The 26,346-nt window shown below is 61.7% G+C and carries 25 protein-coding genes and 2 riboswitches; of the genes, 11 read left to right on the forward strand and 14 right to left on the reverse strand.

The genetic code is table 11. From position 1 onward, the window contains the following. Positions 1-372 precede the first annotated feature (372 nt). On the forward strand, positions 373-1,536 hold the full coding sequence (locus tag KJS47_RS17495; protein WP_249716502.1) for a S8 family peptidase: 1,164 nt from the start codon (positions 373-375) through the stop codon (positions 1,534-1,536). Here the strand turns inward: KJS47_RS17495 and KJS47_RS17500 are convergent. Together KJS47_RS17500 and speE are read right to left on the reverse strand one after the other, a co-directional pair. After that, positions 1,533-1,970, reverse strand: coding sequence for a YwiB family protein (locus tag KJS47_RS17500; RefSeq protein ID WP_213526370.1), 438 nt, complete (start codon positions 1,968-1,970; stop codon positions 1,533-1,535). The two genes, KJS47_RS17495 and KJS47_RS17500, sit on opposite strands and share 4 nt — an antisense overlap. Positions 1,971-2,194: 224 nt before the next feature. Next, positions 2,195-3,022 carry a polyamine aminopropyltransferase gene (gene speE / locus KJS47_RS17505; protein WP_213526371.1) on the reverse strand — a complete coding sequence of 276 codons (828 nt, stop codon included), beginning with the start codon at positions 3,020-3,022 and terminating at the stop codon, positions 2,195-2,197. Positions 3,023-3,268: 246 nt separating this feature from the next. On the opposite strand from speE, the gene KJS47_RS17510 reads away from it, so the two are divergent. Then, complete coding sequence (locus KJS47_RS17510) at positions 3,269-5,341, forward strand: transglycosylase domain-containing protein (protein ID WP_213526372.1); 2,073 nt, start codon at positions 3,269-3,271, stop codon at positions 5,339-5,341. A 288-nt stretch (positions 5,342-5,629) separates the two neighbouring features. On the opposite strand, the gene KJS47_RS17515 is transcribed toward KJS47_RS17510, so the two are convergent. After that, positions 5,630-6,130 (reverse strand): YwhD family protein, encoded by a 501-nt coding sequence (locus KJS47_RS17515; protein ID WP_213526373.1) that lies wholly within the window; start codon positions 6,128-6,130, stop codon positions 5,630-5,632. Between the two features lie 224 nt (positions 6,131-6,354). Between KJS47_RS17515 and KJS47_RS17520 the strand changes: the two genes are divergently transcribed. From KJS47_RS17520 to KJS47_RS17535, 4 genes are all read left to right on the forward strand, one after another. Further along, positions 6,355-8,340: a M1 family metallopeptidase gene (locus tag KJS47_RS17520; protein WP_249716506.1), complete on the forward strand. Its 1,986-nt coding sequence runs from the start codon at positions 6,355-6,357 to the stop codon at positions 8,338-8,340. Positions 8,341-8,347: 7 nt separating this feature from the next. Continuing rightward, a complete protein-coding gene (locus KJS47_RS17525) occupies positions 8,348-9,172 on the forward strand; it encodes a hypothetical protein (protein ID WP_213526375.1) in 825 nt (274 codons plus the stop codon). Positions 9,173-9,398: 226 nt separating this feature from the next. Further along, positions 9,399-9,536: riboswitch (cyclic di-AMP (ydaO/yuaA leader) on the forward strand. 3 nt (positions 9,537-9,539) lie between these two features. Continuing rightward, positions 9,540-10,007, forward strand: a complete 468-nt coding sequence (locus tag KJS47_RS17530; protein WP_213526376.1) for a C40 family peptidase — start codon at positions 9,540-9,542, stop codon at positions 10,005-10,007. Between the two features lie 224 nt (positions 10,008-10,231). Continuing rightward, complete coding sequence (locus KJS47_RS17535) at positions 10,232-11,368, forward strand: zinc-dependent alcohol dehydrogenase (RefSeq protein WP_213526377.1); 1,137 nt, start codon at positions 10,232-10,234, stop codon at positions 11,366-11,368. Positions 11,369-11,595: 227 nt separating this feature from the next. Here KJS47_RS17535 and KJS47_RS17540 read toward each other — a convergent pair whose 3' ends face one another. Further along, entirely contained in the window at positions 11,596-12,177 is a 582-nt protein-coding gene (locus KJS47_RS17540) for a cyclase family protein (RefSeq protein WP_249716507.1), read from the reverse strand. A gap of 25 nt (positions 12,178-12,202) precedes the next feature. Next, positions 12,203-12,748 carry an NUDIX hydrolase gene (locus tag KJS47_RS17545; RefSeq protein ID WP_213526378.1) on the reverse strand — a complete coding sequence of 182 codons (546 nt, stop codon included), beginning with the start codon at positions 12,746-12,748 and terminating at the stop codon, positions 12,203-12,205. Between the two features lie 236 nt (positions 12,749-12,984). Here KJS47_RS17545 and KJS47_RS17550 point away from each other — a divergent pair, with 236 nt between their 5' ends. Together KJS47_RS17550 and KJS47_RS17555 are read left to right on the forward strand one after the other, a co-directional pair. Beyond that, positions 12,985-14,100: a nitric oxide synthase oxygenase gene (locus KJS47_RS17550; protein ID WP_213526379.1), complete on the forward strand. Its 1,116-nt coding sequence runs from the start codon at positions 12,985-12,987 to the stop codon at positions 14,098-14,100. Positions 14,101-14,158: 58 nt separating this feature from the next. After that, positions 14,159-14,959: a DUF92 domain-containing protein gene (locus KJS47_RS17555; protein WP_213526696.1), complete on the forward strand. Its 801-nt coding sequence runs from the start codon at positions 14,159-14,161 to the stop codon at positions 14,957-14,959. Between the two features lie 28 nt (positions 14,960-14,987). Here the strand turns inward: KJS47_RS17555 and KJS47_RS17560 are convergent, their stop codons facing one another. Then, positions 14,988-15,431 carry a PH domain-containing protein gene (locus KJS47_RS17560; RefSeq protein ID WP_213526380.1) on the reverse strand — a complete coding sequence of 148 codons (444 nt, stop codon included), beginning with the start codon at positions 15,429-15,431 and terminating at the stop codon, positions 14,988-14,990. Positions 15,432-15,760: 329 nt separating this feature from the next. On the opposite strand from KJS47_RS17560, the gene KJS47_RS17565 reads away from it, so the two are divergent. Then, a complete protein-coding gene (locus KJS47_RS17565; protein WP_213526381.1) occupies positions 15,761-16,627 on the forward strand; it encodes a pentapeptide repeat-containing protein in 867 nt (288 codons plus the stop codon). A 128-nt stretch (positions 16,628-16,755) separates the two neighbouring features. Here KJS47_RS17565 and KJS47_RS17570 read toward each other — a convergent pair whose 3' ends face one another. The 5 genes from KJS47_RS17570 to KJS47_RS17590 form a co-directional block, all read right to left on the reverse strand. Continuing rightward, on the reverse strand, positions 16,756-17,520 hold the full coding sequence (locus tag KJS47_RS17570; RefSeq protein WP_213526382.1) for a hypothetical protein: 765 nt from the start codon (positions 17,518-17,520) through the stop codon (positions 16,756-16,758). A 42-nt stretch (positions 17,521-17,562) separates the two neighbouring features. Next, a complete protein-coding gene (locus KJS47_RS17575; protein ID WP_213526383.1) occupies positions 17,563-18,399 on the reverse strand; it encodes a sulfurtransferase in 837 nt (278 codons plus the stop codon). Between the two features lie 148 nt (positions 18,400-18,547). Next, positions 18,548-20,404, reverse strand: coding sequence for an ABC transporter ATP-binding protein (locus tag KJS47_RS24130; RefSeq protein WP_249716509.1), 1,857 nt, complete (start codon positions 20,402-20,404; stop codon positions 18,548-18,550). Then, on the reverse strand, positions 20,401-22,158 hold the full coding sequence (locus KJS47_RS17585) for an ABC transporter transmembrane domain-containing protein (RefSeq protein WP_213526384.1): 1,758 nt from the start codon (positions 22,156-22,158) through the stop codon (positions 20,401-20,403). The genes KJS47_RS24130 and KJS47_RS17585 overlap by 4 nt, the downstream gene beginning before the upstream one ends. 57 nt (positions 22,159-22,215) lie before the next feature. Beyond that, positions 22,216-22,674: a GNAT family N-acetyltransferase gene (locus KJS47_RS17590; RefSeq protein WP_249716511.1), complete on the reverse strand. Its 459-nt coding sequence runs from the start codon at positions 22,672-22,674 to the stop codon at positions 22,216-22,218. 222 nt (positions 22,675-22,896) lie between these two features. Here KJS47_RS17590 and KJS47_RS17595 point away from each other — a divergent pair, with 222 nt between their 5' ends. Continuing rightward, on the forward strand, positions 22,897-23,451 hold the full coding sequence (locus KJS47_RS17595) for a dihydrofolate reductase family protein (RefSeq protein WP_213526386.1): 555 nt from the start codon (positions 22,897-22,899) through the stop codon (positions 23,449-23,451). 72 nt (positions 23,452-23,523) lie between these two features. On the opposite strand, the gene KJS47_RS17600 is transcribed toward KJS47_RS17595, so the two are convergent. The 3 genes from KJS47_RS17600 to KJS47_RS17610 are packed head-to-tail and all read right to left on the reverse strand — an operon-like array spanning position 23,524 to position 25,544. Further along, the gene (locus KJS47_RS17600) at positions 23,524-24,201 is read right to left on the reverse strand and encodes a class D sortase (RefSeq protein WP_213526387.1); all 678 of its coding nucleotides are present in this window, start codon (positions 24,199-24,201) and stop codon (positions 23,524-23,526) included. A 14-nt stretch (positions 24,202-24,215) separates the two neighbouring features. Further along, positions 24,216-25,316 (reverse strand): RAD23 family protein, encoded by a 1,101-nt coding sequence (locus KJS47_RS17605; RefSeq protein WP_213526388.1) that lies wholly within the window; start codon positions 25,314-25,316, stop codon positions 24,216-24,218. Positions 25,317-25,343: 27 nt separating this feature from the next. Further along, positions 25,344-25,544 carry an anti-repressor SinI family protein gene (locus tag KJS47_RS17610; protein WP_306433035.1) on the reverse strand — a complete coding sequence of 67 codons (201 nt, stop codon included), beginning with the start codon at positions 25,542-25,544 and terminating at the stop codon, positions 25,344-25,346. 37 nt (positions 25,545-25,581) lie between these two features. Next, positions 25,582-25,668, reverse strand: a riboswitch (cyclic di-GMP riboswitch). 238 nt (positions 25,669-25,906) lie between these two features. Between KJS47_RS17610 and KJS47_RS17615 the strand changes: the two genes are divergently transcribed. Next, entirely contained in the window at positions 25,907-26,242 is a 336-nt protein-coding gene (locus tag KJS47_RS17615; protein ID WP_213526390.1) for a helix-turn-helix domain-containing protein, read from the forward strand. Positions 26,243-26,346: the final 104 nt, after the last annotated feature.

The following is a 26,346-nucleotide window of genomic DNA, read 5'->3' on the forward strand; positions in this document are numbered from 1 at the left end:
CGATATCATCCTATAGTAAACCCTATTTTATACAAAAATGCAACTGGGCAAACCCGGCATCCCGCCGCGCTTTGCCGCCGCCGGCATGGCCCGTTCCTCTCCCGGTCCGCCATGAAGGCTTGTCCGCCGGGCATGGAGCAAACGGAAGCCGCCCGCTTCCGTTTTGCGACTGTATCCTCGGGACGCCTCCGGCTTCCGGATGGGAGCTCCCCGCAGCAGGAAGCTATCCCTTGCCCTATCGTATGCCGCCGCCCGGGCCGCTGCCACCGGGCGGAGCGGAAATGTCCGACGGCAGGGCGATCATCCGATGCCTTCGAGAGGTCCGTCTCATAGGATATCGACAGATGGTATCTCTCGGCAAAGGAGTCTTGGATGATGGAAAGGGATCTGATCCGTTCGCTTCAGGAAGAGCTTCTTCCCGGGACCACCGAGACGAGGCATATTCTCCGCCTCCAGTCGGACGACGATTACCGCCGGTGCCTCGCTCTCCTGGAAGAGCTGGCCCCGCCTTCGTCCGGCGGTCCGTTCCTTCAGCCGCTTCCGTCCATACACGGCTTCGCCTGCTCCCTCCGTTCGCCGGAGAAGACTCGGCACCGGCTCCCTTTCCTTGAGATCGAGGAGGACGACCGTCCGGTGCAGATCCACGGGCTCCCTACCGTTCCTCTCCGCCCTTCCGCGCAGCCTCTTAAAGTACGCGACCAGCACATCCCCTGGGGCGTCCGCAAGATTAAGGCCCCCTCTGTCTGGAAGCGCTCGGCCGGTCAGGAAGTGAAAATTGGGGTCATAGACACGGGCATCGACTACATGCACCCCGATCTGCAGGGCACCGTCGCGGGCGGCATCAACATCGTCCATCGGCATATGCTCCCGCGAGACGACAACGGACACGGGACGCATATCGCCGGCACCATAGCCGCCCATTCCCGTCAGGCCGGCCTTCTCGGAGTGGCGCCCGAGGCGTCTCTCTACGCGGTGAAGGCGTTCGATCATAACGGAACGGCCTACATCGCCGATATCGTGTACGCGATTGAATGGTGCATCCGCCAACGGATGGACATCATCAATATGAGCTTCGGGATGAAAACCTCCTCGAAGGCACTCGAGCAAGCCATCCAGCAGGCGATCGACGCCGGAATTCTCGTCGTCGCCTCCTCCGGCAACGACGGCAAGAAGGGAAAGCTCGATTACCCGGCCAAGCTCCCGGATGTGCTCGCCGTCGGTGCCACCACCAAGCAGAAGCGGGTCGCACCGTTCAGCAATCGCAGCAAGCGGATTGATCTGTACGCACCCGGCGAGGCCATCTATTCCTCCTGGATGAACGGCGGCTACCACGAACTGAGTGGCACTTCCATGGCGACCTCCCATGTCACCGGAGCGATCGCCCTCCTGCTGTCGGCCCGTCCCCGCATGTCCGGACCGGCGATCCGCGAACTTCTCCGCCAAACAGCTACCCCGATCGGACGCAAAAAGCCGGCATCGGTCGATACCGGCGAGTTGAACGCACTCACGGCGTTCCGGTCGCTGTATTCTTCTTAATCGAGCTCCGGCCCGGGCTCTAGCTTGAGTACCAGCCGGAATCGTCCCGCCGGCTCGTCCGACACCTCAAGGTCGTATGACCAGGCGACCGTGCCGAATCCGTCGGCCGACAGGCCCGCCTCGAGCTCGCGCGTCCGCACGGCGAGCGGGAGCCGGCCCTGCGCCGTCTCGTAGTAGCCCGGATGCCGCTCGTCCCGGACGAACGTCTGCTCCGAGCGGACGTCGCCGTGGCGCACCACCCGGATCTGCCGCGGGTCGATCCGGACGGTTGTCATTGTCCGCCCCATCTCGGCGGACGGTTCCTCGTAACGGACGAACCACCGTCCGTTCCGATAATACAGATCCGCTTGGGTTCGGCGGCGGATCCGGTCATGCCCGCTGACGCTTGAGACCGTCAGCGCTATACGGCGATGGGCGTTGGGTTCTTCCGCCATCGGCTATCCTCCTTTGCTGCCGGATGCCCTCCGGCAGCCTAATCTAAAAAGGCGGCCTCACAGGGCCGCCTTTTTTTGGGCGTTGCTTCAGCCTCTCCGTAGCCCGCTGCGGGGATCCGGACAGAGGCAGCGGCCAAGCCGCGGCCGGCTCCGACGCCGGAGCTCGGCACGACAGCTGCTTGGCCCCGCCTTCCTATTTCCCAGCCGGGGCATGCGCCGGAACCTTACTTGCAGAGATCCTCGACGAACTTAGGCAGGCAGAATGCAGCTTTGTGCAGTCTCGGCGAGTAGTACTTGGTTTCGATCTCCGGAATGGACGCCTCGTCTACCTCGAGCGGATCGTACGTCTTGCTGCCCATCGTGAACGTCCACAGGCCGCTCGGGTACGTCGGGATGTTCGCGCCGTATACGCGCACGATCGGGAAGATCTCCCGCACGTCCTTGTTGACCTGGCGGATCAGATCCGCCTTGAACCAAGGATTGTCCGTCTGGGCGACGAAGATGCCGTCATCCTTGAGCGCTTCGTAGATGCCCTGGTAGAAGCCGCGGCTGAACAGCTCGACGGCTGGACCGACCGGCTCCGTAGAGTCGACCATGATTACGTCGTACTCATTCTTGTGGTCGTGAATATGCATGTATCCGTCGTTCACGAGCACCTCGACGCGGGGATTGTCGAGCTCTCCGGCAATCTCCGGCAGAAATTTCTTCGAATATTCAATGACTTTGCCGTCGATGTCGACCAGCACAGCCTTCTCGACCTTGGGATGCTTCATCACCTCGCGGATGACGCCGCCGTCGCCGCCGCCCACCACGAGCACCTTTTTCGGGTTAGGATGCGTGAAGAGAGCCGGATGGGTGACCATCTCATGGTAGACGAACTCATCCTTCACCGTCGTCATGACCATGCCGTCTAGCACGAGCATCCGTCCGAATTCGACCGTATCGATAATCGCCAAGTCCTGAAAGTCCGTCTTCTCCGTTACCAGCGTTTCCTTGATTTTGGCCGTAATGCCGAAGTTCTCGGTTTGTTTCTCCGTGTACCACAATTCCATGATGGCAATCCCTCTTTCCTATGTAATGGCAAACGTCCGCCGACCGGATTTCCTAGTATTCTTAACCGCAATCAAGACATCGGAACCGCCTGACCCGGCACATTCCCTTGTATTATAGTTGATCGTTCCGAAAAAGCAAACGGCCCAAAATAATAATTCCGTCCCGCCGTATAGCCGTCTCCACCTTTTTCCATACTACTTACTAGGATGCGTTAAGCGAGAGAAAAAGGGAGGGGAGGCGCCGGCATGGCAAGACGGCCCCGGACGACAAGAGAGCAAGCCGACTACGAGGCGGAGAGCGCGCTGCTGCGCGCGGCTAGGCGGATCAGGCGGTGGCTGGCGCTTGCGGCCTCCGCCTCCGTCGTGGGGGCGGTGGTCCTCGGCATCGCTCTCCTCTATCTGCGCTCCCAGGCGCTTCCCGTCTCCACGGTTCAGCAAAATTCCGAGATTTACGATTTGCACGGGGATCTGATCCGTTCCTACTCGGCCGGACAGAACCGTCAGGTCGTGCCGCTGAAGGAGTTGGCTCCGACGCTCGTTCAGGCGACGCTCGCCATCGAGGATCAGCGCTTCTACGATCACTTCGGCATCGACCCGCGGGGACTCGCCCGCGCCGTCTGGACCGACCTGAAGACGCTCAGTCTCGATCAGGGCGCGAGCACGATTACGCAGCAGCTGGCGCGCAATCTCTACCTGAACCACGACCGGACCTGGGACCGCAAGCTGAAGGAAGCGGTCTACGCCGTCCAGCTCGAGCTGCAGCTCAGCAAGGAGCAGATTCTCGAGCAGTATCTTAATCAGATCTATTACGGCTTCTCCACCTACGGAGCGCAGGCCGCCTCGGAGCTGTATTTTGGCAAGCCCGCCAAGGAGCTGTCGCTCGCCGAGAGCGCCATGCTCGCCGGAATCCCGAAGGGGCCCAAATACTTCTCGCCGTTCTTGAATCCCGAGAATGCAAAAGCAAGGCAGAAGCTCATCTTGAACGCCATGGCCGAACAGGGCTTCATCACGAAGCAGCAGGCCGACGAGGCCGCCCGGCAGGAGCTTCATTATAAGGATCAGCAGGCCGCGCCGCCGTCTGAGGCCCCCTACTTCCAGGATTATGTCCGGCAGTTCGTTACCGAGGAGCTCGGCATCAGCGAATCGCTGTTCGACGGAGGCGGCATCCGCATCTATACGACGCTGGACAAGCGCGCGCAGAAAAATGCGGAGGAAGCTCTGGCCAAGCATCTGGGTAAGGACACGGAGCTGCAGGGCGCGCTCGTCTCCCTCGATCCCCGGACCGGTTACGTGAAGGCGTTGGTCGGCGGGCGGGATTACGAGAAGAACCAGTTCAACCGCGTGTTTGCCACCACCCGTCAGCCAGGGTCGTCGTTCAAGCCGATCGTCTACCTGACGGCGCTGCAGAACCGGTTCACTCCGCTGACCAAGTACAAAAGCGAGCCGACCGAATTCCCGTACGATAACGGGAAGAAGGTGTACAAGCCGAGCAACTTCAACAACCACTTCGCCAACGACTACATCGACATGCGCCAAGCGCTAGCCAAGTCGGACAATATCTATGCTGTCCACACGCTGCTCGACGTGGGGCCGGACAAGGTGATCGAGACCGCCCGGCGGATGGGCATCACGAGCCCATTGTCGCCACTGCCCTCGCTCGCGCTCGGCACCTTCCCGGTCAGCCCGATGGAGATGGCCTCGGCCTTCGCCATCCTCGCCAACCAGGGCGTGCGGGTCGAGCCGACGGCCGTGCTCAAGGTGACCAACGCCAAAGGGAAGGTGCTGTACGAAGCGAAGCCCAAGCAGGAGCGCGTCGCAGAAGCCTCCTATACGTATGTACTGACCAACCTGATGGAGAGCGTCTTTGAGGAAGGGGGAACCGGCAGCCGCGTCTCCGACCTCCTCAAGCGGCCCGTCGCAGGCAAGACGGGCTCGACAGACACCGACGCCTGGATGGTCGGCTACACGCCCGAGCTGTCCACCGCCGTCTGGGTCGGCTACGACAAGGGAAGGATCGTCAGCTCGCTTGATTCGTACCAAGCCGCGCCGATCTTCGCGGAATATATGGAAAAGACGCTCGATCCCGTCCCGCCCAAGCTGTTCCCGGTGCCGCAGGGAGTCGTCAGCGTCTACATCGACCCCGTCACCGGCAAGCTCGCCAACGACGCCTGCCCGAATTCGCGGCTCGAGGCGTTCATTAGCGGGACGGAGCCGACGACGTACTGCGCGGAGACCACGACGGTCGGCCAGCCCAAGCCGGACGCGTCCGGCGGCACCCGCTCGTGGTGGGACGACCTCAAGCGGTGGTGGAACGAATAACCCGCGCCGCTGGCGCCAAAAGCCCCGATTGCCGGATAGGCGATCGGGGCTTTTATGTGGGGCAGACTTGGTCTGCTTTGTTTGTAGCTTTATACACAAAAAAGCAGACCAAGTCTGCTTTATTTGTAACTTTATACACAAAAAAGCAGACCAAGTCTGCTTCTTTGCTGTCCTAGTATATTATGCAAAATATACTTTTCCTAGTATAGCCCCATTGGGTAGTCTTCACAACGGATGTCACAATTTCGACACAATTGCCCGAAGCTGCTCCCACCGCCCGTCGGCCGGCTACGCGAGTGCTTCCTTGAGCTGGTCGGACGAGTTGTTCCACCAGGTCTCGTTGAACTCCACAAGCGCCTGCTTCAGCAGCGCCTTCTCCCGCTCGTCGAGATTCTCGACCAGCACCTGCCGCTTCATCGCTTTGTCCATCCGGTTGACATGGTCGGCAAGAATCTTCCATCCGCGGCGCGCCTCCGGATCGACCAGCATCTCACAGGCCGCCACGCCGCCGTAATAAGACCCGGTCTCATTCTTATCGACGGCCACCCAGACAATGAAGCATTTGCGGCCGTTCGGCACCTCGTCCTTGCTCGTCACGAATTTGATGCGTTTCTCCACCTTGCTCTTCGCATGCAGCGCGCCGTTGTCCACGTACGCTTCGTCTCCGTCGATAATAATGGAAGAAACGTTATTCAGGTCGATCGACCCGGCACCGAACCCTTTGTGGTTGACCGTGCCGCTCACTATATTCAACGCGTTCAGCTTTTTGCCTTTTTCGCTGGTATCCATAAGTCACCATCCGTTTTCATCATAATCGGGCTTCTGCCCCTATTGTATCGGACTTCAGGCCGTGATTTCAACGTATCGCTCGTATTCGGCCCTTTTTGCCTCCCTGGCTTCCTCTCGGCAGCTCCCTCCTTCAAGGCCCGTCCTCCGAATTGTCCGAGAGCAGAAATATTCCCCTGTCCCCCCACATATACATGCTGTAGATGCTTGTCAACGGGGGGAATTCGATGAAATCGTTGCTCAAAAGCCGCGCCGTCCGGTGGGGGTCGGCCGCTCTCCTCTGCTGCGTGTTGTCCGCGGCGGGACTCGTCAAGCTTGTACCCGAACACCATCACCCGGCAGCGGGCTTCTATGATCCTCTGCAGAAGGAGCCGGTATCCCTGGACAGCCCCAAGCCTGCGCCTGCCGCTCCACCCGCCCTCAGCAACCGGCTGGTAGAGTACCATATGTCGGTGGCGCTCCAGACCGAGACCCGCTCGCTCCAGGGAAGCGAATCGGTTACCTGGACCAATCCCGGCAAACAGCCCGTCGGGGAACTGTATTTTCACCTCTACCCGAACGCTTTCGAATCCAAGAAGACCACCTTCCTGAAGGAATCGGGCGGCAAGCTGCGTTCGGACGAGCAAAAGGCGGACGGGTTCGGCAGCATGGAGGTGCTGGCGGTCAAGACGCCGGAAGGCGGCGACCTGCTCGGACGCATCTCCTACGTCCGGCCCGACGACGGCAACGAGAACGACCGCACGCTGATGAAGCTCACCCTGCCGAAGCCCGTCATGCCGGGCGAGAAGGTAACGCTGTCGCTCGATTTTGCCGTCCGGATGCCGGAGGTGTTCGCGCGGATGGGCTACAAGGGGGACTTCTACATGGCCGGCCAATGGTTCCCCAAGCTCGCCGTCTATGAGCCGGCAGGGACCCGAGGACGGACGGACGAGGGCTGGAATCTGCACCAGTACCACGGCAATTCGGAGTTCTATGCCGACTTTGGCATCTTCGACGTCAAGATCAAGGTGCCCTCTTCCTACACGGTCGCCGCTACGGGCTTCCCGACCAAGCCCGCGGCCGAAAAGGACGGGGCGAAAACGTACCGATTCTATGCCGACGACGTGCACGACTTCGCCTGGGCGGCGTCCCCGAATTTTCAGTACGCCGAGGAGTCGTTCTCTGCGCCAAACATTCCGGGGCTGAAAATCAAGCTGTACCTCGATCCCCAGCATGCTCCCTACAAGGCCCGCTATATGCAGGCCGCCAAGAAAGCGCTCGCCCGGTTCAGCGAATGGTACGGTCCGTATCCCTATTCGACGCTGTCGATCGTGGTGCCTCCCGAAGGGGCAGGCGGGGCTGCCGGCATGGAGTATCCGACGCTCATCACCTCTTGGGCCGCATCGCCCGGGACGCCTACGCTCGACCTCGAGCGGGTAGTCGTACATGAGATCGGCCACCAATACTGGTACGGCATGGTCGCCTCCAACGAATTCGAGGAGGCTTGGCTGGACGAAGGATTCACCTCTTATGCCGAGGACAAGGTGATGGAGCGCGAATACGGGGTGAAGTCCGATCTGGCGCTGGAGGCCGGCTACATGACGTCTCCCGCCCCTCTGCTCCGCAACTCCTGGGACTATGGCAGCCACGCGGAGTATGCGGACAATGTGTACACGCGGGCGAAGCTCGTGCTGCGGGCGATCGAGGCGGAGATTGGCAGCGACCAGATGGCCAAGGTCATGCGGACGTATTTCGACAAATGGAAATTCCGGCACCCGTCCACCCGCGATTTCCAGACCGTCCTCGAGTCGGTCACCAAGAAAAGCTGGGACCCGTTCTTCAGCCAGTTCGTCTACGGCAGCCAGATGGTCGACTATGCCGTGGATAGCATCCGGGTCCGGGAGACGGCCAAGGACGGCAGGACTGTCTACGACAATGAGGTTGTGATCAGCCAGCAGGGGGCTCCCTATCCGGCGGTGCCGGTCCGGTTCTACTTCGCCGACGGCTCGCATCTCGACAAGGTGTGGGATAGCCAGGGCAGCCGGGTCGTGTACACGGTCACCCATCCTTCGCCCGTCGTCCGTGTTCTGATCGATCCCGAACGAACGCTCCTGCTCGAGAATCAGCACATCAACAATTACCGGAACGCATCCATCGACCCAAGGTGGAGCGCCCGCTGGAACGGCGGCATTGTCAAACTGATCGAGTCGCTGTTCGGCTCGGTCGCCTGGTGAGGTGAAAATGGCTATGTGGCAAGATGTGAAGGATGGCGGCGCTTCGGCCTGGAAGCAGCCGTTCGCCGTAACCGCCCTGTTCCTGTATCGGTTCGCCTGGGGCTTCGCCCTATTCGCGCTCGTCAAGTCGGTGGTCGAGCCGCTCATGTACCGCTTCCCGAACGAATCGACGGACCCCGGGCAATTCCGGCTGTTTCTCGCCGAGAGCCAGTTCCGTCTGCTGAAGACCGACATCGTCATGCCCTACGTCTGGCTGCTGCTCGCTCTCCTGGCCGCCCGCATGCTGTTGACCCCCTTGCTGAACGCCGGCCTGTATTACTCTATCGCCCATACCCGCCTCAATCCGGGTTACCGCTTCTTCAAAGGCATCAGGGAGCTCGCCCGGCCGTTCTTCCTCTATTATCTGCTCCAGACGGCGCTGATTGGGATTCCGGGCTACCTGGTGCTCCTGCCGGCGCTCCGGAGGGTCTGGTCGGCCGGCTCTTCCTACGAGGGCATTCTGCTAAATGCCCTCCCGTGGATCGGCGGCACGCTGGCCTACTGCTTCCTCGTCAAGCTGCTGATCATGTATCTCCAGTTCGGCCGGCTTTCGGAGCGTTCGCCGCTCGCTGCGCTCGGCGTCTTTCTCCGGGCGTTCGTCCCGGTTCTTCTCATCAGCCTGACGCTGCTCGCTGCCGGCTGGCTCGCGTCCCTTGTGGTGCTGACCGCTTCCTACCTGTGGGCCGGCTTCTGGGCACTCGTGCTCTACCAGCTGTTCCGGTTCGCCGAGACCTTCCTGGACGTGTGGGCGGTCACCAGCCAGCATTCGCTTTATGTCCGCAAGACCGGGTAGTTGTCGGGGTTGACTTCCGTGGACCTAGGTCATGCGACGCCAAACACCACTTACTGACATATTATGGAGAAACATCCGAATTCCGGATGTTTTTTCGCGTTTTGGCCTTCTTCCTTCGTCTCGGATACAGAAATTTCGCCGTTTGGAAAAAATGTATGCGCTTAACTTGAAAAAGAAGAAGGATTTTCTAACATTATGCAGAATATGTATCCCCAGGTTTGAAAAAAAGACAAGCATGCCGAATTTCTGTTCTCAGGAAACGGGGGAACCAAACTCCGGGTGAATTGATTCTGGACGCAAGGAATCATAGGGTGCCTTCAACCGAACCCTCAGCTAACCTCGTAGGCAAGTGGAAGGAGTATTTTGTTTGAAGAAAGCAGTCGCAGGTCTTTTCAGCTTGGTCTTGCTATTGGGCATCATGGTCGGAAACGCCTCCGCCGAGACGCCGCTCAGCGCATCGGTCAACGCACTCATGGGTACCCCCTACAAGTACGGAGGCACTACGCTAAGAGGCTTTGACTGCTCGGGATTCACCTCGTACGTCTTTGACGGCTTCGGCATTGAGCTGTCCCGCAGCTCCAAGACCCAAGCGCTTGAGGGCGCATGGGTGGACAAGTCCGATCTTCGTCCCGGCGATCTCGTGTTCTTCAACACGGACGGCAAGAGCATCTCTCACGTCGGCATTTATGTCGGCAACGGGAAGTTCGCTCACTCCGCGACGAACAAAGGCGTCACGATCAACGGTCTGAACGAATCGTATTATGCCAAGAGATACGTCACCGCCCGGCGCGTGCTGGACGATGCAGCTTATGAGCAGCTGATGACCGACAACTAAGCAACGACAAGCAGACGACAAAACCCGGGCCCCGGCTTCCGCCGGCCCCGGGTTTTGCCGTGTCTGGACATCTTCCCGGCTTACGGCAAACTTAAGCCTATCGACAATTCCGGCGGCGCGGGACGAACAGGGACGGCCTCCTGCCACGTGATCCGGTTCCTCCCTGGCAAATTCGGGTAAAATATATGGGGTGTGTCCCAATTTCCCATGGAAGGAGCGCGTTTATGAAAGCCGTCACTTATCAGGGAATGAAGCAGGTCGAGGTCAAGGAAACCGAGGATCCGAAGCTGATCAAAAAGGACGACGTCATCGTGCGGATCACGACGACTGCGATATGCGGCTCGGATCTGCACATCTACCACGGCATGATTCCGGGCATGCCCGATGGATACGTCATTGGCCACGAGCCGATGGGCATCGTCGAGGAGGTCGGCCCCGACGTGACGAGAGTCAAAAAAGGCGACCGCGTCATCGTGCCGTTCAATGTAGCCTGCGGCGAATGCTTCTACTGCAGGCACGAGCTTGAAAGCCAATGCGACAATGCCAATACCGCCAAAGATACGGGCGGCTATTTCGGCTACTCTAATACTTACGGAGGCTATGCCGGCGGACAGGCCGAGCTGCTCCGGGTGCCGTTCGGCAACTTCGTGCCGTTCCCGGTTCCCGAGGATGCCGAGATGGAGGACGAGAAGCTGCTCTTCCTCTCGGACATTTTGCCGACCGCCTATTGGGGCGTCGTAAACGGCGGCGTGAAGCCGGGGGACACGGTCATCGTGCTCGGCTGCGGCCCGGTCGGGCTGCTGACGCAGAAATTCGCCTGGCAGAGAGGCGCAAACCGTGTCATCGCCGTCGACCACGTCGACTACCGGCTGGCTCATGCCAAGCGCACGAATAAGGTGGAGACCTATAACTTCGAGAAGGATAGGACCATCACGGAAACGCTCAAGGAAGCGACCGGAGGCGGCGCGGACGTCGTCGTCGACTGCGTCGGCATGGACGCCAAGAAGTCGATTGTGGACAAGGTCGAGACGGCGCTGAAGCTGCAGGGCGGCTCCCTGAGCGCCTTCGAGATCGCGGCTGATGTCGTCCGCAAGGGCGGCACCATTCAGCTCGTCGGCGTGTACGGCCTCAAGTATAACGCCTTCCCGCTCGGCCATCTGTTCGAGCGCAACGTCAACGTGCGGATGGGCCAGGCGCCGGTTATCCACTTCATGCCGCAGCTGTACAAGCAGCTGAAAACCGGCGAAATCGATCCGACCGATATTATTACGCACCGGCTCAGCCTGCATGACGCCGCGCATGCATACAAGGTGTTCGACGACAAGGAGGAGGACTGCATCAAGGTCGTCCTCAAGCCGTAGCCGGGTCGGCACGCAGGGACGGGAAAGGCGAGACGTTGTAGGCTGGACGCCCTATCCGACATATTAAAACAAGCAGCTATCCGCCGGATAGCTGTTTGTTCGGGTTTGGAGGAGAGTGCCCCGCCATCTGGACCAAGGGCCGAGGACCGTGGCGTGTCCGGCGACGATAAGGCACCTCGCCTGCTGGCCAGATGCATCAGCCGTCCGGCGGAGAAGAGAAGCGCGCCTCACACCCGCGCCAGCACACGTGCCGGAGACGAATCCGCCCGGATTTTGAGGGGCAGGGCTATCACCTCGAACGCTTCCGCTTTCGCATCCGCCAGTCGGTCCAGATTCGCCAAGTTCTCCAGCAGGAGAATGCCGTGGCGGAACAACAGCCGATGGACGGCGAACGGCGGTCGGTCCGGCGACGGGAGGTCCATGCCGACCATCTTCACACGTTTGCGCACGAACAGTTCGGCGAGCTCCTCCCCGACAACGGGATGGGCGGAGAAATAATCTGCCTCCGCGAACCGCTCCCCATGCCCGGTATAGAGGAGCACGATCTGCCCCTCCTGAATTCGGTCCTCATACTCGTCACGGCAGCCGATCACGGCTTCTCCCCGGACGTCCAGCAGGCAGCCCTCGCCTACGAACGTCTCTGCCGGCAGTTCATTCAGATAGGTCGTGCTGGCGCTCAAATGCATCGGCCCGTCGATATGCGTGCCTGCGTGCATGTTGATCGTCAGCCGGTGGTTCGTGTGCTTGTCTCTTTCCCACGTCTTCGTGCGCACCAGCTCAGTCGCGGAATCTCCTGGATAGACGGGCAAGCCGTCTTCAATAAGATGAGTCAGATCAATGAGTATTGGCTGGTCCTCCTCGTCTCCATCCTGTATCGTTCACCGACCCGCCTGCCGACAGCTCTTGCCTGCGATGGGCCAGGTAAAAGAGAACTCCCGCCCGATCGACCCAGCAGAACGCATCGGGCTGCCTGCTGGCCAGCTCCTCCAATTCGGCGAGACCGATCCAGCGGATCTCCGCCGTGTCGTCCCCCTCCTGCAGCAGGTCTCCTTCCGCCCGGCAGCGGAAATAGACGCCCATCGAATCAACCGGGCCTTTGGTCGTCTGGTAAACGGCAAACGGACGCAGACACTCCACGTTCGTCTCCCCCGCATCGGTATCCAGCTTGTCGTCCAGCCCTTCTATAGCGGTCACGGTCAGCCCCGTCTCCTCAAGCACCTCCCGCTTGAGCCCCTCCAGCATGGACTCGTATTCTTCCAGCCTGCCGCCTGGCAGCTCGAGGCATCTCCGCCCCTCTCCCGGCTTCGTCCTCGTTTGGATGAGAATGCGCGGGTCGGCCGCATCGCCGCCTTCTATAATTGCCCTAACGTTGACATACATCGCGCCGTTCCTTTCTATGCAGGGAATTTCGTTCGTCCCCCCTTCCTTTCTCTGTCTGCTCGGCCGTTTCCTTCCAGCGACATAGGTTGAACTGCTTTTTCCAAAAAGACTCTTAGCAAGCGGGGACAGGCCGCCGCTCATGCGCCATTGTTACGGTTTTGTGCCCGCCATTGACTTGCCGGCCAATCTTCAATAGCCTAATAGCGACAGCATGCTACCGCAACGGAGGCTTCCTTATGACTAGCACGACCACCAATCAGACAGACATCCCGCACCTTCTCCGCGAGGCGGAGATCTTCCTGACGGACTGCGGCCGCGAGCTCGGCCGCTCCCCCGGCGAGACGGAGCACCGGATCCGCGAGGTCCGCCGGAGTATCCGGGAGCAGGGCACTTACGCCCATACGAACGAGGAGCTGGCGCACGGCGCGAGGATGGCGTGGCGCAACGCGAACCGCTGCATCGGCCGGCTCTTCTGGAACCGGCTCGCAGTCTTCGACGCCCGCGAGGCGGAGACGCCGGAGGCCGTCTACGAAGCGCTGCTCCGCCATCTCGCTTATGCGACGAACGGCGGCGAGATTCGTCCCGCGCTCACCGCGTTCCGGCCGGCGGAGCCGGGTCGCGAGCCTGTGCGCATCTGGAACCATCAGCTGCTGCGCTACGCCGGCTATGCAAGACCGGACGGGTCTGTGCTCGGCGATCCTCATTCGGTCGCGTTCACGCGCGCGTGCGAAGCTCTCGGCTGGCGGGGCGAAGGCACCGCATTCGATCTGCTGCCGCTCGTTGTTCAGACGGACGGCGCTCCGCCGCGCCTGTTCGAGCTGCCGCGGGAGCTTGTGCTGGAGGTGCCTATCCGCCACCCGGACTACGATCTGTTCCAGGGCGAAGAGGTGAAGTGGTATGCCGTACCGCTTCTGACCGACATGCGGCTCGAGATCGGAGGCATCGCCTATCCGGCCGCTCCCTTCAACGGCTGGTACATGGGGACCGAGATCGGCGCCCGCAATCTGGCCGATCCGTTTCGCTATAACCTGCTGCCCCGCGTCGCCGAGGGGATGGGGCTCGAGACGAGCTCCAACGCCTCCCTCTGGAAGGACCGGGCACTGGTCGAGCTGAATGCCGCGGTACTGCATTCCTACCGCGAGCGCGGCGTCAGCATTGTCGACCATCACACGGCCGCCCAACAGTTCGAGGTATTCCAGCGCAACGAGGAGAAGGAAGGAAGAGCCGTCACCGGCCGGTGGTCCTGGCTCATCCCGCCGCTCTCCCCAGCGACGACCTCCGTTTTTCACAGCCGGTTAGAGGACCGGCAGGTCTATCCCGGCTTCGTCCATCAACCGACGCCTTACGAATAAAGGCCCGTCTGCTTGGAGCGGAGGAGCCTGCTGACGCTAACTTATGGAGGGATGCATGGTGAATTGGGCAATCGGCGCACTCGGCGCCCTGCTGGTCGCGGGAGCGGCTTATTGGAAACGATCGCTATCCTTGTCTGGGGCGGCGGCCGCCATCCTGATGGGTACGGTGTATTACGGAGCGGGAAATGTCTTCTGGTTCGGGACGCTGCTGCTCTTCTTCATCTCCTCTTCCCTGCTGTCCAAGCTGGGCAAGAGGCGAAAGGCAGACCTCGAGCTCTCCTACGCCAAAACCGGCCGCCGGGACGCCGGCCAGGTGTTCGCCAACGGGGGGATCGGCATGTTGCTCGTCCTGCTGCATGCCGCCTATCCGGCTGAGGCTTGGGCGCTTCTGTTCCTCGGCGTCATGGCGACCGTCACCGCGGACACGTGGGCGACGGAGCTCGGCAGCCTGAGCCGCCGGCCTCCCCGCTCCGTGCTGACCGGCAAACGGCTGCCCCCCGGCACATCCGGCGGCGTGTCCTGGCTCGGTTCCGCCGCCGCAGCAGCCGGCGGGCTGCTCATCGGCGCCGGCGGCTGGCTGCTCGCCCAGGGGGCGGGGCTGGAGGCGGATGGCCTGGCTTACAGCGCGGCAGGCCTCGTCGGCGGCCTGTCCGGTGCCTTCGCGGATTCGTTCCTCGGCGTGACCGTCCAGCGGATGAACCGCTGCCGCGTCTGCGGCAGGCTGGTGGAGGTCGGCGAGCATTGCGGGCAGCCCGCCTCCCGTGCCGGCGGCTTCGCCTGGATGTCGAACGATCTGGTCAACTTGAGCAGCTCTCTCATCGGAGGCGCGGCGGCATGGTTGACAGCCGCCCTCTTGTGAGGAGCGGCGCCGGGTTCTAAGCTGTCCCCTAAGAGCCTGGGTTCTCACGGAGCTCGATAGTGGCCCGTGGACTGCGCTTTTGCAGCTCCTTCAAGAACAATTCCCGCTCCAGCGGAGACACATAGATAACCTCATAATTTCCATACAAAATCTCCACTCTCTGTCTAGATGTCGCCGCGATGGAGCCCCAGGAGCGCACCGGCTTGGCCTGGCGAATCTGCTCGTAGGGAATCCGGCGGGCCATCGGACCGATCCGGATATAGAGCTCCGACTCGCCGAGCTCATAGTAGGTGGCGACCCACAGCGAGCCGGTCAGCCAAGCGAAGGAAGCACAGACCAAGAACAGAATCGTGCCGCCGACCCATCCGGCTCCTCCGACCACCAAGGGAGAGAGGCCGGAGAGCAGCAGCAGCGCCACCGTCGCCCAAATTACGACACTTAACCAGCGGTCCCTCCTGGCAGCAAACCTCATCCAATCCCTCCTTGTCTCGTCTATCCGCTGCGGCTCTGCGGCCTGCCGGCCGAGAGCCTTCTCCTGCCATTCTAGCAGAGGGAAAGCCTGCGTGCTCAGCCGCTATTCCGATAGCCGGTTCCGGCAAAAGTGTGCGGCTTCTAGTGCGTGATGCCATAACACGAGGTTCCAGTCGAGTAGTGTTCACAGCCTTCGTCTCTCCTGTTCGGCATTCGCGGCATCGTTCTCTACTGTCCAAAAACGGTCTGTTCTTCTCCCCTCTCCATGTTTTAAAATGAAAACAGGCTTCCCGGGCAAGACGGAAAGCCGGAAGGAGAACGAGAACGACCATGACTACCCAAACCGATTCCTTACGCCTGCGTCTGAGGGCCGACTGCGAGAGCTGCTTCGGCTTGTGCTGCACGGCGCTGCCCTTTGCAGCCTCCTCGGACTTTGCGATCGATAAAGAAAGCGGCCGCCCCTGCCCCAATCTGCAGAACGACTACCGGTGCAGCGTGCACAGCACGCTCCGCGACCGGGGATTTCGCGGCTGCACAGTTTACGACTGCTTCGGCGCTGGGCAGCAGGTTTCCAGGCAGACGTTCGGAGGCCGAGACTGGCGGCAGGACGCCGAGACGGCCAAAGACATGTTCGAGGTGTTCCCCGTCATGTGGCAGCTGCACGAGCTGCTCTGGTATCTGTCTGAGGCGATCACGCTGCCGGCGGCCCAATCCCTCCATGCCGAGCTTTCCCTGGCGCTTGAGGAGACGATTCGGCTCACCGACCTCCCCGCCTCCTCCCTGCTGTCGCTAGATGCGGGAGCGCATCGTGCCAAAATCAACGGGCTGCTCCTCGCCGCAAGCGAGCTCGTCCGGGAGGACGCCCGCCGCCGCGTGAAAGGGCCAATCAAGCGCCCCAAAAAGCCGATCGGCCGCGGTGCCGACCTGATCGGTGCCCAGCTGCGGGGAGCCGATCTGCGGTTCGCCAATCTGCGCGGCGCTTACCTGATCGCCGCCGACCTGCGGGGCGCCGACCTGCGGACGGCGGATCTGATCGGCGCTGACCTGCGGGACGCGGATCTGCGGGGAGCCAACCTGTCCGGCGCGCTGTTCCTCACCCAGATGCAGATCAACGCAGCCAAAGGCGACGCCGCTACCAAGCTGCCGCCCGCGCTTGACCGGCCCGACCATTGGGCGGGCGCCGGCGGACGGGGGTAAGGACAGCCGGTGCGCCGGATAGTGTCGGCGCCTCGCTTTGCCCTGTAAGGGTGCCGCCCGCAGCAGTTATCTCCCTTAACGAAACACGCCGCATCCGGAATCGGCCGGATGCGGCGTGTTTGTTGTCTCTAAGAACGGGTGACGGGAGTGAGCTCCGCTTCCCGAACTTCAAGCCTCTTTTCCAGCGTTTGGCGGAATCCGATCGGATCGTCGACGGTAAGAAAGACGCTGGAGATCCGCTGCCGGGTCTCCATAAAGCTTCGAGTGGACACAGGCTCCCGGAGAGCCAGCTCAAGCTGCGGCGGCTCATATTCTAGCAGCATCGCCTTAAAGACATCCTTGTTCTTCTTCTGTTCCTCGAACCTGCTGCCGTCTCGAATCGAAGCGATGGCGGCGTACGGGACTGTCAGCGCCCTTCTGGTGCCAACCCGGATCACCACCCCTTCCTCCCTGAACACAATCGGCAGCTGACCGATGGCCCGGTAGTCGCTGATCAGATAGAGGACCGCATACGCGTTTAGGGCGAGATGGATCCAGGAAAGAAGGGGGCTCCACCGGTGAAACAGGACAAACAGCCCGGCGCTTTCCAGCCCAATGACGCATAGAAATACGATAAGGATGGCTATGTATCCTGCCTTCTTATGATAGGAAAAAGCCTCGCCCGCTTCTTCCCCGGGTGCCTTGGCAACCAGGTAATAGAACATCGTCACTTCCCGAGCGATGACAGCCGCCGCCGGTCCGGGAAGCACTTGCTTAAGTGTCTGCTGCATCTTCTCGGGAAAGGGGGCGTTCTTCCCCAAGCCTCGATAGATCCGGACCAGCTTCAGCAAGTTGAAAATCAGGACAAGAAGCAATACCGCTTCGATTGCCAGCAGAATATAGGTTGTCGGCATGCTTCCACCCTCGCCATTCCCTTCGATTAGCGCTCCTGAATTTTACTCTTCTCCCGTAGCGATCAGGTTCTCCTTATACGAGATCCAGTCGCTCCAGCTGCCACCATACAACTTGATGTCCCGGAAGCCGGCCTCGGTTAGCGCCAGGATGTTCGGGCATGCCGTCACGCCCGAGCCGCAATAGACGACGGTCTCCCGGTCGGGCGAGAGGCTGCTAAACCGTTCGCGCAGCTGCTCGGCGGGTTTCCACGTCCCCTGCTCGGTCAGGCTGTCTTTCCAGAAGTAGTTCGCCGCACCCGGAATATGACCCGCCACCGGATCAATCGCTTCTTCCTCCCCACGATAGCGCTTCGCTTCGCGGGAGTCCAGCAGCTGCAGGCCGGGCGTGCCGAGCCGGGACTTGACTTCCTCCATCGTCAGCAGCATCTCGGACCGAGGCTGCGGCTCGAAAGTAGTCGCGTACAGTTCAGTAACATCAAGTGTTACTGGGTAACCCTCTCGCTTCCAAGCGCCGAAGCCCCCATCCATAATCTGGACGTTGTCATGGCCCAGATACTTCAGGATCCACCACAGACGCGACGCCATCGCGCCGCCCTGGTCGTCGTAAGCAACAACGCGCTTGCTGCCGTCGATGCCCGCGCGTCCGAGGACATCCGCCAGCTCCGTGATGGAGGGTAGCGGATGCCGGCCGCCGTGCTCGGCTTTTGGCCCGGACAGGTCGCGTTCCAGATCGACGTAGACGGCGCCCGGCAGATGCCCCTCCTCGTAATCCTTCCGTCCCGACAGCGGCTGTCCCAGCGCAAACCGACAGTCCGCCAGCACGAGCGACTCGTCGTTCAGATGGTCGCGAATCCATTCCATGGAGACTACATTCGCCATATGCCCACATCCTTTTTTTGGTTCTATTATACGGCAAAGGCCGTCCTCACGGACAGCCTCCTCTTGAACGATCAGCTTTGCTGCTATGTCTTAGGGGTGTGGGGCACGCAAGCAGCGGCGGATCCAAGCCTCCGGACGGCCGTCTCCGCTAGACCTTCGCCGCCACGCCTCCCTGCTGAAGCAGGTACATCGCCCGGTACAAGCCGCCCTGGCGCAGCAGTTCCTGATGGGTGCCCCGCTCCACAATCTCGCCCCGGTGCAGGACGAGAATCTGATTGGCGTCCTGGATCGTCGACAGCCGGTGCGCGATCGCGATCGTCGTCCGGCCCGCCCTCATCCGCGTCAACGCCGCCTGAATCGCTTCCTCGGTCTCGGTGTCGATGTTAGCCGTCGCCTCGTCCAGCAGCAGCACGCCCGGCCGCCGCGCGATCGTCCGCGCGAACGACAGCAGCTGCCGCTCCCCGCTGGAGAAGGCGGCGCCCCGCTCCACTACCGGCTCGTCGAGGCCGCGAGGCAGGCGCCGGATGAACGGCTCGAGCTGCACGAGCGAGACGGCCTCCCGCACCGCTTCCTCGGTTACCGCTCCGTCATGCAGCGCGATGTTGCTGCGGACCGTTCCCGCGAACAGGAACGGATCCTGCTGCACGAGCCCGATGCGCGCCCGCAGCTCGTCGTTGCCGATGCGGGAGAGCGGCACGCCGTCGATGCGGATCTCCCCGCTGCGCACATTGTAAAAGTGAAGCAGCAGCTGGATGATCGAGCTTTTGCCGCTGCCGGTGTGGCCGACCAGCGCGACTGTCTCCCCCGGGCGGACGGTAAAGGAGATGTCCCGCAGCACATCGACCCGGCCGTCGTACGAGAACGTCACGCGGTCGAACTCGATGAGACCCGCGGCGGAAGCCGGCGGCAGCACACCCGGGAAGGCCGCCTCCGCGCGCACCGTCTCGGCTCCCGGCCGATCCAGGCCAGCGCCGCTTGCCGTCCTTACCTCGCCGCCCGCCGCTGCTTCGGCCGCAGGCAGCGCGCCCGGCTTCTCGCCCGGCGCCCATTCGTCCGTGTCCAGCAGCTGGAACACGCGCTCGCCGGCGACCAGCGCCTGCTGCAGCTGGGCAAGCCGCTGCATCATCGTGTTGACCGGCTCGAAGAACCGGTCGAGATACTGCAGGAAGGCGTACAGGACGCCTACCTTGACCGCCCCGGACGCCGAGGCGCCGGCGAAGAAGGAGACGACGCCCATCAGCGTCAAAATCCGCAGCAGGTCAACGGCCGGGCGAAGCAGCAGCCCGTTGAGCCGGACGCTGCGCAGAAACGCGCCACGGATCTCCTCGTTCAGGCGCTCCACCCGCCGGATCATCCGTCCCTCCTGCCGCAGCGCCTGGATGATGTTCATCCCCTGCAGCGATTCGCTGAGGAGGCCGTTGAGCTCGCCCAGCTTTTCCCGCGTCACCCGGTAGACCCGCGAGCTGTAGGTGCGGAACGTGCGCATGAGCAGGTACAGCACCGGCAGCAGCACGAGACAGAGCGACGCCAGCCGCCAGTCGAGCACGAACATGGCCACGAAAATACCCAAGAGGAAGACGCCATTCTGTACGAACGTCGACAGGACGCTGACGTACAGATCCTTCACCGCCTCCGTGTCGTTCGTGATCCGCGAGACGAGCGTGCCGGCCGGCGTCCGGTCAAAGAAGGACAGGCCCAGATGCTGGACCTTGCCGAACACCTCCGTCCTCATTCGGTGGATGACCCGCAGCGCGATCCGCTGGAAAAGAAGCAGCTGCCCGTATTGGAACGCCACCGAAGCGAGATGCAGCGTCAAATAAATGCCGGCGAAGCCGAGGATCGCTTCCTTCGGAAACGTGCGCGGCGTCAAGTAATCGTCGATGAAACGGCTGACCAGGTACGGACCGGCCAGATCGGCTGCCGTCCCGAGCAGCAGCAGAGCAAAGGCGGCGCCAAGCACGAGGCGGTGCGGCCTTAAGTAGCGGATTAACCGGCGAATCGTCATGAGGACGCGCCTCCTTTCAGCACAAGCGACTCCAGCTGCTGCCGCTCGTACATCTCCGCGTAACGGCCGCCGAGCTCCAGCAGCTCACGGTGCGTGCCGCGCTCGACGAGCCGCCCGTCCTCCAGCACGAGGATGACGTCGGCGTGCTCCACCGCGCTGAGCCGGTGCGCGGAGATCAGCGTCGTGCAGCCGGTCCGCCCGGCCCGCAGCGCGTCCAGTATCGCCTGCTCCGTCCGCGCGTCCACCGCGGACAGCGCGTCGTCGAGCAGCAGGAACGCCGGCTGCTGTAGCAGCGCGCGGGCGATCGACAGCCGCTGCTTCTGCCCGCCGGAGAGCGTCACGCCCCGCTCGCCGACGACCGTGTCGTAGCCGTCGGGGAAGCGGACGATGTCCTCGTGCACCTCTGCCGCCCGCGCGGCGGCTTCGATCTCTGCCCGGCTCGCCTCCGCCCGGCCGAACGCGATGTTCTCGGCCACCGTCGCCGAGAACAGAACATGCTCCTGCGGCACGTAGCCGATCGCACCCCGCAGCGCATCCAGCGTGTAGCCGTCGAGCGGCCGGCCCCCGATCGCGAGCAGGCCGTCCGCGCCCTCGAACTCGCGCAGGAAGAGCCGCAGCAGCGTCGACTTGCCGCTGCCGAGCCGGCCGACGACGCCAAGCGTCTGCCCCGGCTCCAGCCGGAAGCGGACGTTCTGCAGTGCCGGCTGCGGCTGGCCCGGATACGTGAACGAGCGCAGGTCCACCTCGACGGCTCCGCGCGGCGCTTCGTGGGCTGCACCCGGCCGGTCCTGCACGTCCGGCCGCGTCTGCAGCAGCTCGTTGATCCGGCCGTACGAAGCCCGGCCCCGCTCCACGATGTTGAAGAGGAACCCGATGGCCAGCATAGGCCAGATTAGGCTGCCAAGATAGATCGTGAATTGGGTCAGTCCCCCGATCGTCAGCTCTTCGTCCACGACCAGTTTGGCCCCGTAGGCGATCGCCAGGAAGAAGGACAGCCCGACGATCAGGGAGATCGTCGGATCGAACAGGGCGTCCACACGCGCCACAGCCATGTTCGCATCAGCCGTCCGGGCGGACAGCTTGCGGAACTCTTCCTTCTCCGCCTCCTGCTGCCCGAACGCCTTGATGACGCGCATGCCCGTCATCGTCTCCTGCACCTTGTCGTTCAGTCCCGAGAACGCCGCCTGGGCGTCCCGGAACCGGACGTGGAGCAGATTGCCGTAATAGCTGGTCGACCAGGCGATGAACGGCATCGGCAGGAGGGCGACCAGCGTCAGCTTCCAGCTGATCGCCGACGCCATCGCCGCCACCACCGTCAGCCCCATGACGAGAGAGTCGACCAGCGTCAGCACGCCCTCGCCCGCCGTCAGCTCGACGGCCTGAATGTCGTTTGTCGCGCGCGCCATCAGATCGCCCGTCCGGTGCCGCTGGTAGAACACAGGCGACTGCCGGGTCAGCGTGGCGTACAACCGGCCTCTCAGCACCTGGCTGAGCCGGGCCGCTGCTCCGTACAGCAGAACGCGCCACACGTAGCGAAGCACGTACATGATGAGTCCGCAGCCGGCGAGCAGCAGCAGGTTCCGCGTCAGTGCGCCCGCCGTCAGCGTGCCGTCCACGATTCCGTCCACCATAACCCCGATCAGATAGGGAGGAACGAGAAGGAGCAGACTGACGAGCACGAGCGTCGCGACTCCCCAGAGATAGCGCTTCGCCTCCATACGAAAAAACCACAACAAATCCGCGAATACCTTCATGCCTCCCGCTTCCCTCCCGGGCCTGTCCCCTCGCCTCCGGCGCGGGGCAGCGGCCCTCTATCTCCCATCCAGCTCCAGCGAATAGACGAGCCAGCTGCCCGCACGGCCCCCCATCCGGTCATAGAACCGCTGAGCCGCCGTGTTCTCCCGGTCCGTCTCCCAGCTCATCGAAGCATAGCCCTGCTCCGCCGCGTAAGCGGCACAAGCCTCGAACAGCCCTTGTCCGAGCCCGCGGCCGCGCTCTTCTTCCGCTACGTACAAATCGTTCAGCACGGCAACCGGCCTCGCGCGCAGCGTGCTGTACGAGCCATACAGTGTCGCAAAGCCAACCAGCGTCCCCTCCCGCTCCGCCACGAACTGGCAGCCGATGCTTCCCTCGGCCAGCCGGTCCTGCAGCAGCGCCAGGTCGCGATCCGCCGGAGGCTCGCAGCCGTAAAAGCCTACAATATAAGCAAGCAATAAAGAAGCCAGCTGCTCCCGGTCGCCGGCTTCCGCTTTTCGAATCGTCGCCTTCATGAATGTCATCCTCTCCTCTCGCAGTTGGGCTTCATTTTAGCGGATTTCCCCCGTTTCCTCCATTCCTTTTTTTCTTATATAGATCTGTTCTTGTTCCGCATGGGATGTCAGAAAAGGAGCAGGCAGAATGGCGGAAAAATAGCGATGGAAATAGGACATAGGGTGACTTAATTTACGTCTATACTGGGTGTTAGATCAATAGATCACAAAAGGAGACTCCTTATGAACCGAAAAATTCGTTTGGATTTGGCAGTCACGTTAGACGGGTATATTGAGGGAACGAATGGGGAAGTCGATTGGTGCATCATGGATGCCGAGATGGGATTTGTGGATTTCTTACATGAAATCGATACGATTCTGTACGGAAGAAAGAGCTATGAACAGTGGGGACAATACACTCCCGAACCGGACCAATCGGCTGCGGAAAAAGAACTATGGGAGCTCGTGCACAGCAAAGAGAAATACGTATTTTCTCGGACACAGAAAGGGACGGATGAGAAAGCCGTCTTCCTCAACGACCATCTTGTAGAAGCAGTAAAGGAATTAAAGCAGAAGCCCGGCAAAGATATCTGGCTGTATGGCGGAGCGAATCTTATTACAACCTTTATCCAGTTAGGGCTTGTCGACGAATTCCGATTGTCGGTCCATCCTGTTGTTTTAGGAGAAGGAAAGCCGCTCTTTCTCGATATCAAACAGAGGCTGAATTTGAAACTGGTGACGTCAAAAACGTTCTCCTCCGGTGTGGTGCAGCTAATCTATCATTGGGATGGGAACTAAGGCTAGGAATGGGTATTGGTTAGCTTCAAAAAAACGACGCCCTCCCGCACAAGGCAGGAGGGCGTCTTCGTGTCAGAGGCTCTCCCGGACGGCTGTCAGCAGATACCGGTCCGGTGCGGAGCCAATGAACGAGAACGGATAGCAGGTAATGAGCGTCAAAACCTCTTCTCCCCCTCGCTCCAAAAGCAGCGTATCCGTCCCTTTGACGATCCTCGCTCCCCGGACGATGTACCGGTAGACCCCATCCCGGGTCTCCAGCTCGATCGCATCGCCCGGCTTAAGCTCACCGAGCCGCCGGAAGACGGTATCCCGGTGTCCGGCCAGAACGAGATTCCCGGTCTCCCCGGGCAGCGCACTGCCGATGTAATGGCCAGCCCCCCGCTTGAGCTCCGCATCGCCCGTTCCCTCGACGACCGGAAGCACCCGGTCCAGCTTGGGAACCGCCAGCTTGCCGACGAGGTCGCCCGAACGGTAGGCGGGCTTCGTCAGGACGGACGCTCCCGCCTGTGGGGAAGGGTTCGAGCCTGGCGATGCGGCCGGTCCGAAGAGGCTATCGGGCAGCGGCGGGTCGGCATGCCCGGCTTCCGGCGCGCCGGCTCCGGCTGCGTCCCTGCCGTTGTCCCAGGCGCGCAGGGCGCGCTCCGCCTCGCGCGGTGCCTCCCAGATGCGGTAGCCCGAATACAGGCATACGACAAGGGCCGCCGCGAAGACGGTACCCAGCGCTGCATAAGCGAACGGTACTTTCTTCATGGCAGCCCTCTCCTTTACTGCTCCCGCTTTCTTCTCCATCTCCACATCGCGTACCCGGTCAGCCCCATTACCGCTAGGCTAGCCGTCAGCCAGTTGTACCAAGGATTGGCCGTATCCGGCATGATCAGCACCGCGGTCCCCGTTCCTCCCGAGGGAGGTGCCGGCGGCTTCTGGGGACTATCCGGCGGTACGGCGGACGGCGATGCAGCCGTCGCGGTCGGTGCCGGAGAGACGCTCGGCGATGTCGACGGGCCTGCCGATGCGGTGGGTGCCGGCGTCGGCTTCCCACTGCCGCCGGGGGTCGACGTCGGCTTGCCGGTGACGGCAGGCGTCGGCGATGCCGAAGGCGAGCTGCTCGCGCTCGGCTGGAGGGACGGCTTCGGCGAACCGGTCGGCGTCAGCGTGGTCGGCGACGGCGTCGGCTCCTCATTGTCCGTCACGGTGGATGGCGTCGGGGTCGGCGCTACCGTCCCGCTCGGCGACGGCTTAGGCGTTACCGTCCCGCTCGGCGTCGGCGATACCGTCCCACTTGGCGTTGGCGAAGGCGTCGCCGTCCCGCCCGGCGTCGGCGTTACCGTCCCACTCGGCGTTGGCGAAGGCGTCGCCGTCCCGCTTGGCGTCGGCGTTCCCGGGCCGCCCCCCGGATCGTGGGAGGCGACGAAGGCGAACGCGGCGGTGACCGCCTTGCCCTGAAACTCGTTGCCGGCCTCAAGCGGGAAGCCTGCAGTGAACGTCAGCTGCTGGCGCCCGCTCGCATCAAGGCTGCCCAGCGTCCGGTTCACCGCATCCTTCATCGGGCCGTCGTACAGGACGCCCGCTCCGCTCTCAACCCGCAGCGTCAGCAGATCGTAGAGCCCGCGGTCCCCCTCCGTATAAGAGGAGGTCAGCTCGTACTGGAAGGGAACCCCTCCCGTATTGTTGACCGTCAGTACATTGGAGACCGAGTCGCCCGGCCCCCAGTTCGAAATCTGCAGCAGCCGGCTGACCGGATCCGTCGTGATCTTCAGATTGACAGTTTCGGCTTTGGCCCGGTTGATATGGCCGCCCAGCTGCCAGACCAGCAGCATACAATAAAACACCAGCATCACTCGCCAAAACGGCGTCTTCCGTTTCATGGCTTCGGCTTCACCCTTTGCACCATATTAACGGGCTCCCAGCGTCCGCTCTCGTTCCCTACACTCATGTTCTTCCACCGGCCTCCCGCCATCCCGCCCCTGCGCGGAGCGGATCAAAAACGCTCGTACTTCCTGTACCGTCAATCCCATTTTCTTTGCTGCAAGCAGCAAGCTCACCCACTCAGCATCGACGGATACGCTCTCCTCGGCGCGGACTCCTTGTCTCAAGACCGATTCCTCCTGCGGTTTCATAGTCTCCGCTTTGTCAGGCAGTCCGGCTGTCCTAGTCTCTTGTACCTTAGACCCGTGACTTTGAGCCCCTGCTTTTCAGACAGGTTTTCCTTTGTTCTGGATAGGCGGCACAGTTTTCCGTGACAACGGTGCGTCTACGGACACCATTTTAACGGAACACTGGGGAAAAGTTTGTCAGAACTTCTGGGTAATGGAAACTTTTGTCAATCAAATTTCTACATAGTTCGCGCCTTGGCGGAGTGGAAACCCGAACCCGCCGGGTCCCAAACCTTATATTTCTTTCGCGCTTTGTCTGGTATAATGGCTTCACTAGAACCTACAAAAGAGGACGAGTGCCGGTGATTGGAAACCGTATCCATCTGCTTCGCAAAGAAAAAGGCTTCACCCTGACCGAGTTGGCTGAGCAGGCGCAAGTGGCGAAATCTTACTTGAGCAATGTCGAAAGAGGCGTTCAGTCCAATCCCTCGATTCAATTCGTCGAAAAAATCGCAGCCGCCCTCCAGGTTCCTCTGGACGCCATCCTGACCGGAACCGCCGCCGAGGAAGAGCTCGATCCCGAATGGCAGGAGCTCGTTCACGAAGCAATGGCTTCGGGGATCAGCAAGGAGCAGTTCCGCGAATTCCTCGCTTTCAATAAGTGGAGGCTCGATCAAACCAAGGAAACGGGCGACTAACGCTGGTGCTCCCGGGAAGCAGAGGCAATGGCGCATGTGGTTGACCAACGCCATTGTGACGGCCGTGCACTTCACGCCGGGAGCTTCGCGCGGGAGACGCCGGG

It is taken from the genome of Paenibacillus sp. J31TS4, from assembly GCF_018403265.1.
GTDB lineage: Bacteria > Bacillota > Bacilli > Paenibacillales > NBRC-103111 > J31TS4.

Bases quoted from the DNA above. Each gene is read 5' to 3' on its own strand.
- KJS47_RS17520 (WP_249716506.1), top strand. From the start codon at position 6,355: ATGAAATCGTTGCTCAAAAGCCGCGCCGTCCGGTGGGGGTCGGCCGCT.
- KJS47_RS17595 (WP_213526386.1), top strand. From the start codon at position 22,897: ATGAACCGAAAAATTCGTTTGGATTTGGCAGTCACGTTAGACGGGTAT.
- KJS47_RS17535 (WP_213526377.1), top strand. From the start codon at position 10,232: ATGAAAGCCGTCACTTATCAGGGAATGAAGCAGGTCGAGGTCAAGGAA.
- KJS47_RS17545 (WP_213526378.1), bottom strand. From the start codon at position 12,748: ATGTATGTCAACGTTAGGGCAATTATAGAAGGCGGCGATGCGGCCGAC.
- KJS47_RS17515 (WP_213526373.1), bottom strand. From the start codon at position 6,130: ATGGATACCAGCGAAAAAGGCAAAAAGCTGAACGCGTTGAATATAGTG.
- KJS47_RS17525 (WP_213526375.1), top strand. From the start codon at position 8,348: ATGGCTATGTGGCAAGATGTGAAGGATGGCGGCGCTTCGGCCTGGAAG.
- speE (WP_213526371.1), bottom strand. From the start codon at position 3,022: ATGGAATTGTGGTACACGGAGAAACAAACCGAGAACTTCGGCATTACG.
- KJS47_RS17575 (WP_213526383.1), bottom strand. From the start codon at position 18,399: ATGGCGAATGTAGTCTCCATGGAATGGATTCGCGACCATCTGAACGAC.
- KJS47_RS17550 (WP_213526379.1), top strand. From the start codon at position 12,985: ATGACTAGCACGACCACCAATCAGACAGACATCCCGCACCTTCTCCGC.
- KJS47_RS17590 (WP_249716511.1), bottom strand. From the start codon at position 22,674: ATGAAGGCGACGATTCGAAAAGCGGAAGCCGGCGACCGGGAGCAGCTG.
- KJS47_RS17570 (WP_213526382.1), bottom strand. From the start codon at position 17,520: ATGCCGACAACCTATATTCTGCTGGCAATCGAAGCGGTATTGCTTCTT.
- KJS47_RS17605 (WP_213526388.1), bottom strand. From the start codon at position 25,316: ATGAAACGGAAGACGCCGTTTTGGCGAGTGATGCTGGTGTTTTATTGT.
- KJS47_RS17560 (WP_213526380.1), bottom strand. From the start codon at position 15,431: ATGAGGTTTGCTGCCAGGAGGGACCGCTGGTTAAGTGTCGTAATTTGG.
- KJS47_RS17495 (WP_249716502.1), top strand. From the start codon at position 373: ATGATGGAAAGGGATCTGATCCGTTCGCTTCAGGAAGAGCTTCTTCCC.
- KJS47_RS17565 (WP_213526381.1), top strand. From the start codon at position 15,761: ATGACTACCCAAACCGATTCCTTACGCCTGCGTCTGAGGGCCGACTGC.
- KJS47_RS17600 (WP_213526387.1), bottom strand. From the start codon at position 24,201: ATGAAGAAAGTACCGTTCGCTTATGCAGCGCTGGGTACCGTCTTCGCG.
- KJS47_RS17585 (WP_213526384.1), bottom strand. From the start codon at position 22,158: ATGAAGGTATTCGCGGATTTGTTGTGGTTTTTTCGTATGGAGGCGAAG.
- KJS47_RS17510 (WP_213526372.1), top strand. From the start codon at position 3,269: ATGGCAAGACGGCCCCGGACGACAAGAGAGCAAGCCGACTACGAGGCG.
- KJS47_RS17500 (WP_213526370.1), bottom strand. From the start codon at position 1,970: ATGGCGGAAGAACCCAACGCCCATCGCCGTATAGCGCTGACGGTCTCA.
- KJS47_RS24130 (WP_249716509.1), bottom strand. From the start codon at position 20,404: ATGACGATTCGCCGGTTAATCCGCTACTTAAGGCCGCACCGCCTCGTG.